Genomic DNA, 12,451 nt, shown 5'->3' on the forward strand with positions numbered 1-12,451 from the left:
CCATTGTCTAACTCCCACCAACCATAGACTCGCTGAAAACAAATGCAATACTACTACTTTTAACCTTTTGTCATGAAGATTATATCAGCAAACTTAGGGAAAGTGCAATATTAAATCGAATGCATAGTAAAATTTTAATTAAAACAGTAACTTAATAACTTTTTTGTCTCCACAAACCGTTCATTATCATTTTCAGCACCTAAAATTACTGTAATCACTCTTTTTCCATTTTTATTCAATGTACAAGTAAAACATGAACCAGCGCCATCAGTAGTACCCGTCTTTAAACCATCAACAGGAAATATCGAATCATAGTATGAGAGACCGTTTAGCATTTTATTACTATTAATCATAAGAGTATTTTGAAAATATGCTCTAGCTAGTTTTGTAGTATTTAGAATTTCAGGGTAATTAATTATTAATTTTCTTGCTACAATTGCCATATCATTAGCACTCATTTTATTTTCAACTGTTGTCGTCATCCCTAAAAAATTTTTCTTTTTCTCTGGTAAACCATCAACAGTTACGAATTTAGCATTATTGAGTTTCCATTTACGAGCTTGCTGGCGCATTTGATTTAGAAAATTTGTCTCGCTTCCACTAACTGCAATCGCGAGTAAACGAGCTGCATTATTTGCCGATTTTATTAAAGCTGCATAGTATAGTTCTCTTACGGTATATTTTTGTCCTAGCCTAAGTGGAACACTTGCGTAATCTGGATTTGAGCCCAAGTCAACTATTTCTTGAGTTGGAGTAACCGTTGTGTCCCAAGATATCTTTTTCTCTTTAATTGCTTGTAGAGTTAAATAAACGGTTAAAAGCTTAGTCATTGAAGCAATCGGCAAGCTTTGATTAGCATTTTTAGCGTAAATGGTTGATCCATCTTTTGCATTAATTGCTACAGCAGCTTTAACGTTTAAGTCTACTTGGTCAACATGATAATTCGATGGCATTCTATTTGAGTTAAAATTGTTTTTCCATACAAAAAAACAAATAGCTGCTATTACAAGGCTAATTAACCATAAATACTTTTTCCTAGATTTCTTCTTTGCATGTCTCATTCGGTCACTCAATTTCTCTTTATGCAATTTAACTTATTTCGTCATTACTTAATTATTTCTCATATTGCTTCATTATCTCTGGAAGATGAGCCGATAATTGAGTTGGTCGAACAATATATTGCCTCTCTGCAATTTTATCGGCAGTTAAAGAATGAATCCCCACAGCAGCTGCCACTGTTTCTAAGTTAGGTATAAATTGACCACAAAATCCGCCAATAATTCCAGCTAATGTATCTCCCATACCACCAATAGCCATTCCTGGATTACCAAAAGGATTTAAATAAATATGCCCTGTTTGATCATAAACTTTAGTGTGATTTGATTTCAAAACTAAAATCGCATTCTTATTTTTAACTAATTTATCTAAAGCTACCTGATTTAGTTCATCACTTTGATTAGAAATTTTTATTCTACTTAATCGCTCCCATTCCATTTGATGAGGAGTAAAAATCAAAATTTTTGAATTTAATGGTAGTAAATCATTTCGCTGACCAATTAAATCTAGTGCACTAGCATCTAAGATTAGTGTTTGCTTTAAGGTGATGTTATCTCTAAGTAGCCTTAAAATTTGTTGTGCTTTATCATCTAATCCAAGACCCATTCCACAAACTACTATATCAGAACTTTTAATTAAATTCTTTAACTCTATGCTTTCATCCCAATTAAGAGCCATAATCTCTGGGTCTCTAGTATGTAAAGCGGCAATATTGACTTGGTCTGTAGCAACTGTCACTAAGCCTGCACCACTGTTTAATGCACCTTCTGCTGCCATAATCAGGGCTCCCCCATATTTTTTACTTCCTCCAATTAGGAGTAAGCGGCCATAGGTGCCCTTATGGGTAGCACTTTTTCTTTTCTTTATTACTCTAGATATTAATTCTTGTGAAATAGATTTCATTTTGTCCTATCCAAAAAAGCTCATCTAATCGATGAACTTTACTTTAAATACTGTCATTATTTTCTTTTTCTGCAAGTTGTACTGCATATTTAGTTAATTTATCTGCAGCTACTTCACGTGCATCAGTTTGAACACTTAAAGCATAATGTTCCAAATTATCTCTAAGCTCCTGTGAAATTGTATTTTCGTATTTTCCTAATTCACTATCACTAAATGGCTTAAGAAAATCAGTTATATTGTCAAATAAGCGCTCCATTGCATAACGCAATTTTTTATCATCAACACGTTTACTTGATGCAATCTGTTTTTTAATTCTTTCAAGGCTATGAATGGTATGTGGTAATAAAATATATTCATCTTTTCGTCTTTGCCAAATGATTACGCCATTGGTTTCAATATCATTTAAATTATTTTGTACTTCATCTAAATTACTATCTGGACCAAAAGAATAACTCAAAGAATTATCATCTAGGTAAGCTGCATAGTTATCATGCTTATCGTCCGCATCCCCGTCGTAATTATCCAAAAAGTTACGGGCTGCATTAATATCATGTTGAATTTCTCTCTTTTGTGCTACGCTCAAGTATTCTGGATCATAATCTTGATAAAGATGAGTACCCTCTTCAAACTGAACTAATAATTGCTCATTCTGCGCATCCTTTAATATCTTGTCAATTTTTTTATAGGTATCAGTTCCTAAATAAAAATCTTTCTCATCAATATTAAAATTGAAGTCATTATAACAAGTATCACGGAATCCTAGTAAAGTCATATATGTATCTTTTTTCAATTTTGTCTACCTCTTTCAATCGTTATTTTACTCTTTTTCTAGATAAGCAGGTAGTTTTTAATTCAAGATAGATTTTTATAACTTAACCTATTTATTGCGTTGTTCATCTAAAATTCTTTTAAAGTTTGATAATTGTTTTTTCTTTGTTCACTAAAAGCTGCTGTTCCTGAATTCACATAAGCTTTAAAAAGTTTTCTTACTATTGGTTCCCAAACATTCTTTTAGGTAGAACTATTTTTTATCAAACGAGTAGCTAATTTATATGTCGTCTTAGGCGTTAACAGTTTCCTGAAATAAATTTGATTAGTGTCACTCACCGTTAGATATAGCATTTCAATAAAATCTTTTCTTTCCGTATCGTTTGTATTTTTTAGCCATTCAGCAATTGCCTTCCATAAAACTTCAGATGTGCTATCTAATTGCTTTACGGTTGCAAATTGATCATCGATAACATGCCAAGTAAACATATCATGCTGGAGCAAACTATTTCCAGAAGCTGCCACAATAGTACAATAATCTTTTTCTCCAATCAGATCATCTTGTAATATCTCAATCAATGAGCCTTGCGGAATATATTTATGAATCTTACCCTTTAATTTTAAGAATCTATTCTTTAATCGTTCTTGATTATGAAAATCTAGTCCATCAAAGCAGTCAATTCTAGCAATATGTGACAAGTCGGATTCTTTTAGGTTCAATGCAACGGCAAAAGCTAAATTTCTGCCCTTTGAATGCCCACCAAGATAAAATTTTCCTGAAAATAAATTTTTGATTTTTCGATAATAAGAACGAGCAAAGTAATGAGCTGGTACCCAATCATTAAAAGACATATTAAAATTTTCTTTCCAACCGATGGTAGTAGCCGTTGTTCCCCGATATGCAATATAGTATTGATCTTCTGCAATACAAAATGTAACAGCATTAAATTGCATTTGTGCTTTTTACATCTACTTTACTAACCACATTGCGCCAATATAGTTTTTTAAAGCGGGGATTTTTTAGCATAATCTTTGATTAACTTTTCGGTATTCTTTCCACCAAGATTTCCCTGAATTAAAGTCTTAATCTCTTCATCAGAAGCCAAACTTTGTAAACTATGACGCTGAGGAAGAGTATCAAAATTACAATACGCTAATTGAGAAAAAATCATGCTATCTACTTCATTTAAGGGAAATTCATTAAAACTTCGCTTCTCTTTTGCAGCATATACAAGCATATTATCCAATTTTTCTTCCTCACTTTCTTCGGAAATATTATATAATAGACTTCCTTGGCAGGGGCAAAAAAGGAAACTTAGGTAAGTATCTTACTCAAGTTTCCTTTTTCTCTTTTAAACTCTAATATGTAATTTTTCTAAGACCCTATCAACTTTTGGTCCAATGATCTTTTGAGCTAAACCAAATTTCACTGTTAAAAAGGCATAGAGTAAGCCACCAATAACTACCGCAAGTGTAACAAGAACAAATGAGGTTGGTCTACGCTCAGGTGAAATGATTTTTCCACCGAAATTAACTACCCCGGTAACTATCACAAACATTGCCATTGAAAAAATTGCAATTCCAATAAACCGTCTTGATGTACGACTACTGTTATATCTGTATCTAACTTTTAAGTGCTTTAAAGAAAGCCAGATGGTAATAATCAAGCCAATATTCGTAGCTAAGAGTGGTCCATATACTTTAAAGAATTCAATCATCGGAAGTTGAACAGCAAATTTAATGATAATTCCTAACACCAGGTACTTTATAGCTAGTCCGTTCTCTGATAGACCTTGTAAAATGGCCATTAAAACTGTAAATAGGCCTAAACTAATTGCTGTAAATGATGATAAGTACAAGACATTTGAACCTAGTTGATCGTAGCCATAAAAAATTGTATAAATCGGCGTTGCAATAGCAGCCATACCCAATGAAGCTGGAATCATAACAAATAAGAATAATTCCAAGGTATTTTCAATTTGGCTAGAAATGCTGGCATAATCACGTCGTGCATGGGCACCTGATAAAAGCGGAATAGCAGTTACTGACATTGCAGTTGCTAAAGATACAATAATCATGATTAATTTATTTGCATTTAATCCAAATAAGGCATACCATGATTCAATTTGATCAGAACTAGCATGAGCAAACATAGCAATCATTGGATGAAAGGTATACTGGTCAATTAATTGGAACAAGGTAATTCCAGAGTCAATGATGATAAATGGAATAGATTGATTAATAATCTCCCAGAAAATTCCAGCAGTAGAAATTTTAATTGCATGATTTGATTGCTTCATTAATGCATTCAGTTCATTTCGTCTACGATATAAAAACCATACTAAGAGCAAAATTCCAAATACCGCACCAATAGCTGCAGCTAAATTTGATTGAACTACTGCATGAACATAAGATCCATGTTGAACTTGCATAATAATATAAGCAGTCAATAGCATCCATATTACACGTGCCAATTGTTCAGCAAATTGAGACATAGCTGGAGGCATCATATCTGCATAACCTTGAAAATACCCACGCATGATACTCAAAATTGGAATAATTAAAACTGCATAAGAAAGACTTCTCATCACGGCAACTTGACGCGGATCACTTTTAGCCCCATGCAAAAGGGCACCAATGATATCATCAGTAGCTAAAATTGGAGCACCAAAGTACATAATTGCTGCACAAATCACACCAAACATGGCCATCAAAATTAAGCCGCGTCTAAACAGTTTTCGCCCAATATCATATTCATTTAAAGCATTATATTTCGCTACCTGCTTGGCAACCGCTCCGGGAATACCTGCGGTAGAAATAATAATAAATAAACTATAAATGTTATAGCTTTTCGCTGTTAAAGCATTGGCAATATTTCCATGACTTCCCATCCAGGCATACCATGGAATAATATACAATGCTCCTAAAATTCGTGACACAATAGACCCAAAAGTCATCCATGCGGAACCTTTGACCATTGTCTCTTTAGTATTTTTAGTATTGTTTTCCATAAAGATAAATTTTCCCTATATCCAGTTAAGCGTCTGAATTATATATTACTCATTAATGTAAATTGTATTTACAAATATTAATTATTTAGGAAAAACTTAAATTACTTAGCAACAATATTAACGATTTTGTTTGGAATAACGATGACTTTCTTGACATCTTTTCCTTCTAAGAATTTTTGAACATGATCAAGAGCAAGAGCTTCTTTTTCTAAGGTATCTTTATCACTATCCTTAGCAGCCTTAAATTTACCGCGAAGCTTACCATTAACTTGAACCATAATTTCAACTGTTGATTCAACTAATTTGGCAGGATCATATTCTGGCCATTTAGCATATGCAATAGATTCATCATGACCAAATACTGACCAGATTTCTTCCATCATGTGAGGTGCAACAGGAGCAAGAAGTTGTACAAATCCTTCTGCATATTCACGTGGAATAGTCTTAGCTTTTTGAGCTGCATTCATAAAGACCATCATTTGACTAATTGCAGTATTAAAGTGTAAAGCTTCAAAGTCTTCTGTAACCTTTTTGACAGTCTCAGCATATACCTTATCAAGTTCGCCATCATTTTCGTCAACAATTTTTTCTTGAGGGATTGCCTTTAGGTCAAGATCGTTAACAAACAAGCGCCATACACGATCTAAGAATTTCTTAGTAGATGCAGGACCATTATCATCCCAATCAATTGAAGCATCTAATGGACCCATGAACATTTCGTACATTCTAAGTGAATCTGCACCATATTCATCGATTACTTCATCAGGATTAACAACATTTCCTTTAGACTTAGACATCTTTTCATGATTCTTTAAAATCAAACCTTGATTATAAAGCTTTTGGAATGGCTCTTTAGTTGGTACAACACCCAAGTCATAAAGAACCTTGTGCCAAAATCTAGCATAGAGTAAGTGACGAACAGCGTGCTCTGCCCCACCAATGTAAAGATCTACTGGGAGCCACTTCTTAAGTAAATCATAGTCAGCCAATTCTTTATCGTTATGTGGATCAATATAGCGTAAGTAGTACCAACTTGAACCTGCCCAGTTAGGCATAGTATTAGTTTCACGCTTACCTTTTCGACCATTTTCATCAACAACGTTTACCCAATCAGTCAAATTGGCAAGTGGACTTTCTGGAGTACCTGATGGCTTAATGTCAGTTGCATGTGGCAAACGTAATGGTAATTCATCTTCTGGAACTAGTGAAGTAGTACCATCTTCCCAGTGAATTACAGGAATTGGTTCACCCCAGTAACGTTGACGACTAAAGTCCCAGTCACGAAGTTTATAGTTAACTTTCTTTTCACCTACATTGTGATCTTCAAGCCACTCAATCATTCTCTTCTTAGCTTCCTCGTTGTTTAAGCCATCTAAGAATTCAGAATTGATGTGTTTACCATCTCCATCAAAGGCTTCTTTTTCTAAATTTCCACCTTCAATAACTCGATTGATTGGCAAACCAAATTTAGTTGCAAAAGCATAGTCACGATCATCATGAGCTGGTACCGCCATTACTGCACCAGTACCATAACTTGCTAAAACATAATCAGAAATCCAAATTGGAACTTCTTTTCCATTTACTGGGTTAATTGCATAGGCACCAGTAAAGACACCGGTCTTATCTTTATTTAGATCAGTTCTTTCTAGATCAGACTTTGATTCGATTTTCTTAATGTAAGCATCCACAGCTTCTTTTTGTTCAGGAGTTGTAATTTCTTGAACTAACTTACTTTCAGGAGCTAAAACAGTGTAACTAACACCAAATAAAGTATCAGGACGTGTAGTAAACACATCAAATGTTTTATCACTGTCCTTAACCTTAAAAGTAACTTGAGCTCCTTCTGAGCGACCAATCCAGTTTCTTTGCATTTCTTTAACTGGCTCTGGCCAATCTAAATCATCTAAATCTTCGAGCAAGCGATCAGCATAAGCTGTCATCTTAAGCATCCATTGACGCATATTGCGACGGTAAACTGGATAACCACCACGTTCAGTCTTACCATCAATAATTTCTTCATTTGCAACAACTGTGCCTAGATCTGGAGACCAGTTAACAGGAACTTCAGCTTCATATGCCAAGCCCTTCTTATACATTTGTTCAAAAATCCATTGAGTCCACTTATAGTAATTTGGATCAGAAGTAGTAACTTCGCGGTCCCAATCATATGAAAAACCAAGCTTATTCAGTTGCTTTTTAAAATTAGCAATATTTTCTTTAGTAACTTTTTCTGGATCTTCACCAGTCTTTAAGGCATATTGTTCAGTTGGAAGACCAAATGCATCCCAGCCCATTGGATGAAGAACGTTATAGCCTTGTGCTCTCTTCATTCTTGAAACAATATCAGTTGCAGTATATCCCTCTGGGTGTCCTACATGAAGACCTTTACCAGATGGAAATGGGAACATATCTAAAGCATAATAATTCTTTTTCTTAGGATCAGTGCCTGTCTTAAAAGTATCATGCTCAGCCCAGTATTTTTGCCACTTTTTTTCTACAGTTTTGTGATTATACAAAAATATCTCTCCTTAAAACTAAAAAACGCCCTATGATTAAAATCATAGGACGAAGTTAATTTCGCGTTACCACCTAAGTTCCACACATACAATGTGTGACACTCGTGCCCCTTAACGCGGAAGGCAAACGATAGACTTGTCGTTAGGGCAAGTTCACAGCATCATTGTTAAGCTTTACACCAACCAGCTCATCTCTAATAACAACTTTGACTTGTTACTACTCCCTAGTCTTTATTTTTTGATGGATAATGATTATAATTTACCACATCTACTAGAAATTACAAGGGGAGAAATTTTTTTGAAAAAGAAATATAACAATTTAGCTATCCACGATACCCTTATTCCTGGATTTATTTTTTTAATTCTTTATGTAATTTGGGCACTCTTGGTCATTTATAAAAATCCTTTTATACATTCTTTTGACCAAACTATTATTCATTTAGTTTCTAACAACAATCTAACTAATGTAGCGATTGCCACTAAATTAACAGTAATTGGTAATACTAGTACTTTAACCATTGCTACGATAATTTTATTTATTGGCTTGCTGATTACCAAAAGATTTGCCTATGCTTTCTTCTCAGCCGGATTAATGATCTGTGCCAATGGTTATAATTGGATTACCAAACATGCCGTTGAACGTCATCGCCCCTTAGTTCACCATTTAGTTTTTGCTGATGGTTATAGCTTTCCATCGGGCCACTCAGTAGGTAGTGCAACTTTCTTTGGTATTCTAATAGTCTTAACTATCCTTTTAGTAAAAAATAAAACCTGGCGTACTATTTTAATTATTATTTGGAGTATTTTCCCACTTTTTATTGGTTACACTAGAATCTTCTGTCATGTCCACTATCCCTCAGACGTAATTGGTGGATGGCTAGAAGGTACAACATTTGTTTTACTTGGATTTTCCGTTTTATACCACCTCTATTTAAAAAAGAATAAATAAAAAATGCTAACTGAGTATAATGTTAAACTCAGTTAGCATTTTTTATTCAACAATTTTCTTCTGTTTATAAAGTTGATTAAGAACTAACGATAAAATTATCACAATTAAAGAAACCACATATACCGACTTTAAGCCGCTTAATAAAACTTCTCTTAAAGCAGGAATTAAATTAGGCGCTAAATGTTTAGCTTTATCAGCAGAAACAATATCATTCATCATTCTTTGAGTTAATTGCGGATGATGTGTTACCTGCTTTGCTACAACCATGTTAAATGTAATTCCATATATAGAGACCATCATAGTCTGCCCTAAATATTTCATCAATGTATTAAAACTAGTTGCAACTCCAATTTTATCGCGTCCTACTAAAACTTGAGAACGAACTTGCGAAGCAGTTGTAATAGCTCCAAAGGCTGTCCCATTAAATGCTGCAATCAGACAAAATACCCAAAATGAGGTATAGATTGGAACAAATATTAAGGCTAAATCAGCTCCAACAAGGACAATTAACATATAATCATATGTTTTCTTTATTCCCCATCGTCCAAGCATTCCACCGATTAAAAATGATCCTACAATCCACATTAGCGAACTTGGTGTCACCGCAAATCCAGCAACAGAAGCGCTTGTTCCATTTATTCCTTGCATCCAAGTTGGAATATAGAATTCAAAGCCAATGACTACCCCTGAAATAAGTAAAGTAATCAAATTAATCATTGTAAATTCTTTGCTAGTTAGCATATCTAATGGCATAATTGGATCTTTTGCTTTCTTCTCCATTCGAAAGAAAAGAATGGCTGAAGCAACAATAATAACTAGTAATCCCAATAAGATTAAATTAAAGCCATTTTCTATTTCTTGTAAGAAGACCATTAAGGCCAATAAAAAGATGACTAAACAAGTTGTTCCTTTTAGATCTAAAGTGGAATCCTTACTTGTCTTTGTTTCTTTCAAAAAGAAGATCACCAGTAAAAAGGCTAAAATTCCTAATGGAACATTAATATAAAAAATCCAGTGCCATGATAAATGTTGAACAATGAATCCACCTAACAATGGTGCAATGACCGAAGCTACTCCCCAAAAACCAGAGTTTAAACCTAGCATCTTTGCTCTTTTTTCAAGCGTATATAAATCAGCAATAATGGTAACAGCTACTGGCTGTACTGCTCCTGATCCGAGCCCCTGAATTACTCGAAAGAGGATTAGTTCCACCATATTCTGTGCAATTCCACAAAGTGCCGATCCAATCACAAAAACAGCAATTCCGAATAGAAATACAGGTTTTCTTCCAAGGCTATCAGCTAGTTTTCCATAAATTGGGGTTGAGACAGCAGTCATTAATAGAAAAATGGAAACAACCCAATTCATGATTTCTAATCCATTTAAATCAGAAACAATTGTGGGCATCGCCGTCGATACAATAGTCCCTTCAATTGCTGTCATAAAGGTCGTTAAAAAGATAGCAATTGTTACAATTTTAGTATTACTTTTATTCTGCATGCTCGCTCACATATGTTTTTAGTGCTTCTACCCTATCTGTATGCTCCCAAGGTAAATCCACGTCTGTTCGTCCAAAATGACCATAAGCGGCAGTTTGACGATAAATAGGGCGCTTTAAGTTCAGCATTTCGATAATACCAGCTGGTCTTAAATCAAAGACATTTCTAACAGCCTCTACCAATAGATCTTCACTTACTTTGCTTGTTCCATGCGTATCAACCATGATTGAAACTGGATGGGCAACTCCAATTGCATAAGCAAGTTGAATTTCACATTGATAAGCTAAGCCAGCTGCCACAATATTCTTAGCTACATATCGAGCCGCATAACTTGCGCTTCGATCGACCTTAGTTAAATCTTTACCTGAGAAAGCGCCGCCACCATGACGAGCGTATCCACCATATGTATCAACAATAATCTTACGTCCAGTTAAGCCAGAATCTCCTTTAGGTCCACCAATAACAAAGCGACCAGAAGGATTAATCAAAAACTTAGTATCCTTATCAAGATATTGAGATGGAATGACCTTCTTAATTACCATATCGATCATTGCTTCACGAATTTCATCGTTAGTTACTGCTGCATCAGTTTGAGTAGAAATAACCACTGTATCTACACGTTTTGGTTTATTTTCATCATCGTATTCTACAGTTACTTGTGCTTTTGCATCAGGTCTTAGCCAATCAAGACGTCCCTCTTTGCGAAGACTAGCAACCCGCCTCATCAATGAATGAGCTAAAGAAATAGGTAGTGGCATTAATTCAGGAGTTTCCTTAATGGCAAAACCAAACATTAACCCTTGGTCACCAGCACCTATTTTATCTAAATCATCTTTGTCCTGGTGGTTTTCACGTGTTTCAAGTGATTCATTAACGCCACCAGCGATATCACTAGATTGTTCATCAATATCGACTAAGATAGCACAATTATTACCATCAAAACCAAGTTCAGGACGATTGTAGCCAATCTCTAAAATAGTTTTTCTAACTACAGATTGAATATCTACATACGCAGAGGTTGAAATTTCACCTACAACTAAAACAAGACCAGTAGTAACAGTAGTTTCACAAGCTACACGACCATCTGGATCCTTAGCTAAAATTGCATCTAAAATAGCATCAGAGATTTGATCTGCCACTTTATCTGGATGTCCTTCTGAAACTGATTCCGAAGTAAATAAATGTTTTTCTTTTTTCATAGAGTCCCCCATCTTTCGGTTACAAGGCATCTTCGTTAAAAACGAATCCTTTCGGGACCTTAACCGAATAACAATATATACAATAAAACTTCGTTCATTTGTCTTTAAACACAAAAAAAGGACTACCATATTTGGTAGTCCTGCGAACGATGGAGGATACAGGGCTCGAACCTGTGACCTCCTGCTTGTAAGGCAGATGCTCTCCCAGCTGAGCTAATCCTCCAACAACCATATTTAATATGGCAATGACCCGTACGAGATTTGAACTCATGTTACCGCCGTGAAAGGGCGGTGTCTTAACCACTTGACCAACGGGCCAGATCTCACAATTGAGCACATATATTACTATACCAGATCTTTTTCAAAAAGCAAGTACTTTTTTCAAAAAATTTACTCAATAAATGAAATACATATTATGGCGAAAAATATTCTCCAACGGAGTGTGAGAGATTCGAACTCTCGATACAGGTAAAGCCCGTATACATGATTTCCAATCATGCTCCTTCAGCCACTCGGACAACACTCCATTATTTTATTATTGCCATAAACT

Annotated in this window: 10 protein-coding genes, 3 tRNA genes, 1 riboswitch and 1 other annotated feature; of the genes, 1 reads left to right on the forward strand and 12 read right to left on the reverse strand. The window is 34.8% G+C overall.

Annotated features, from left to right (window positions below; translation table 11 throughout):
* Window positions 1-134 precede the first annotated feature (134 nt).
* The 7 genes from HMPREF0528_RS04955 to leuS form a co-directional block, all read right to left on the reverse strand.
* Window positions 135-1,061, reverse strand: a complete 927-nt coding sequence (locus HMPREF0528_RS04955) for a D-alanyl-D-alanine carboxypeptidase family protein (protein ID WP_004895619.1) — start codon at window positions 1,059-1,061, stop codon at window positions 135-137.
* A 52-nt stretch (window positions 1,062-1,113) separates the two neighbouring features.
* A complete protein-coding gene (locus HMPREF0528_RS04960) occupies window positions 1,114-1,959 on the reverse strand; it encodes an NAD(P)H-hydrate dehydratase (RefSeq protein WP_004895622.1) in 846 nt (281 codons plus the stop codon).
* Window positions 1,960-2,002: 43 nt separating this feature from the next.
* Window positions 2,003-2,749 (reverse strand): hypothetical protein, encoded by a 747-nt coding sequence (locus HMPREF0528_RS04965; protein WP_004895625.1) that lies wholly within the window; start codon window positions 2,747-2,749, stop codon window positions 2,003-2,005.
* Window positions 2,750-2,970: 221 nt separating this feature from the next.
* The gene (locus tag HMPREF0528_RS09555) at window positions 2,971-3,681 is read right to left on the reverse strand and encodes an Mbeg1-like protein (protein ID WP_004895627.1); all 711 of its coding nucleotides are present in this window, start codon (window positions 3,679-3,681) and stop codon (window positions 2,971-2,973) included.
* A gap of 50 nt (window positions 3,682-3,731) precedes the next feature.
* The gene (locus HMPREF0528_RS09560) at window positions 3,732-3,974 is read right to left on the reverse strand and encodes a hypothetical protein (protein ID WP_004895629.1); all 243 of its coding nucleotides are present in this window, start codon (window positions 3,972-3,974) and stop codon (window positions 3,732-3,734) included.
* Between the two features lie 105 nt (window positions 3,975-4,079).
* Window positions 4,080-5,738, reverse strand: a complete 1,659-nt coding sequence (locus HMPREF0528_RS04975; protein WP_004895631.1) for a putative polysaccharide biosynthesis protein — start codon at window positions 5,736-5,738, stop codon at window positions 4,080-4,082.
* Window positions 5,739-5,839: 101 nt separating this feature from the next.
* The gene (gene leuS, locus HMPREF0528_RS04980) at window positions 5,840-8,254 is read right to left on the reverse strand and encodes a leucine--tRNA ligase (protein ID WP_004895632.1); all 2,415 of its coding nucleotides are present in this window, start codon (window positions 8,252-8,254) and stop codon (window positions 5,840-5,842) included.
* Window positions 8,255-8,296: 42 nt separating this feature from the next.
* Window positions 8,297-8,488 (reverse strand) — a binding site (T-box leader).
* A 7-nt stretch (window positions 8,489-8,495) separates the two neighbouring features.
* Between leuS and HMPREF0528_RS04985 the strand changes: the two genes are divergently transcribed.
* Window positions 8,496-9,203 (forward strand): phosphatase PAP2 family protein, encoded by a 708-nt coding sequence (locus HMPREF0528_RS04985; RefSeq protein WP_004895634.1) that lies wholly within the window; start codon window positions 8,496-8,498, stop codon window positions 9,201-9,203.
* Window positions 9,204-9,245: 42 nt separating this feature from the next.
* Here the strand turns inward: HMPREF0528_RS04985 and HMPREF0528_RS04990 are convergent, their stop codons facing one another.
* The 5 genes from HMPREF0528_RS04990 to HMPREF0528_RS05010 all read right to left on the reverse strand — a co-directional run bounded on the left by HMPREF0528_RS04990 (window position 9,246) and on the right by HMPREF0528_RS05010 (window position 12,427).
* A complete protein-coding gene (locus tag HMPREF0528_RS04990) occupies window positions 9,246-10,703 on the reverse strand; it encodes an MDR family MFS transporter (RefSeq protein WP_004895635.1) in 1,458 nt (485 codons plus the stop codon).
* A complete protein-coding gene (metK, locus tag HMPREF0528_RS04995) occupies window positions 10,693-11,901 on the reverse strand; it encodes a methionine adenosyltransferase (RefSeq protein ID WP_034525173.1) in 1,209 nt (402 codons plus the stop codon). Before metK ends, HMPREF0528_RS04990 begins: the two co-directional genes overlap by 11 nt.
* Window positions 11,899-11,969, reverse strand: a riboswitch (SMK box riboswitch). Its footprint overlaps the gene before it by 3 nt.
* Window positions 11,970-12,051: 82 nt before the next feature.
* Window positions 12,052-12,124, reverse strand: a tRNA-Val gene (locus tag HMPREF0528_RS05000).
* 23 nt (window positions 12,125-12,147) lie between these two features.
* A tRNA-Glu gene (locus tag HMPREF0528_RS05005) sits at window positions 12,148-12,219 on the reverse strand.
* A 118-nt stretch (window positions 12,220-12,337) separates the two neighbouring features.
* Window positions 12,338-12,427, reverse strand: a tRNA-Ser gene (locus tag HMPREF0528_RS05010).
* Between the last annotated feature and the right edge of the window lie 24 nt (window positions 12,428-12,451).

It is taken from the genome of Lactobacillus johnsonii ATCC 33200, assembly GCF_000159355.1.
GTDB classification, from domain to species: domain Bacteria; phylum Bacillota; class Bacilli; order Lactobacillales; family Lactobacillaceae; genus Lactobacillus; species Lactobacillus johnsonii.

What these genes read in the sequence shown, in the direction of transcription:
- HMPREF0528_RS04955 (WP_004895619.1), bottom strand. Translation starts at nt 1,061, where the DNA reads ATGAGACATGCAAAGAAGAAATCTAGGAAAAAGTATTTATGGTTAATT.
- HMPREF0528_RS04960 (WP_004895622.1), bottom strand. Translation starts at nt 1,959, where the DNA reads ATGAAATCTATTTCACAAGAATTAATATCTAGAGTAATAAAGAAAAGA.
- HMPREF0528_RS09555 (WP_004895627.1), bottom strand. Translation starts at nt 3,681, where the DNA reads ATGCAATTTAATGCTGTTACATTTTGTATTGCAGAAGATCAATACTAT.
- HMPREF0528_RS04975 (WP_004895631.1), bottom strand. Translation starts at nt 5,738, where the DNA reads ATGGAAAACAATACTAAAAATACTAAAGAGACAATGGTCAAAGGTTCC.
- HMPREF0528_RS04985 (WP_004895634.1), top strand. Translation starts at nt 8,496, where the DNA reads ATGGATAATGATTATAATTTACCACATCTACTAGAAATTACAAGGGGA.
- HMPREF0528_RS04990 (WP_004895635.1), bottom strand. Translation starts at nt 10,703, where the DNA reads ATGCAGAATAAAAGTAATACTAAAATTGTAACAATTGCTATCTTTTTA.
- metK (WP_034525173.1), bottom strand. Translation starts at nt 11,901, where the DNA reads ATGAAAAAAGAAAAACATTTATTTACTTCGGAATCAGTTTCAGAAGGA.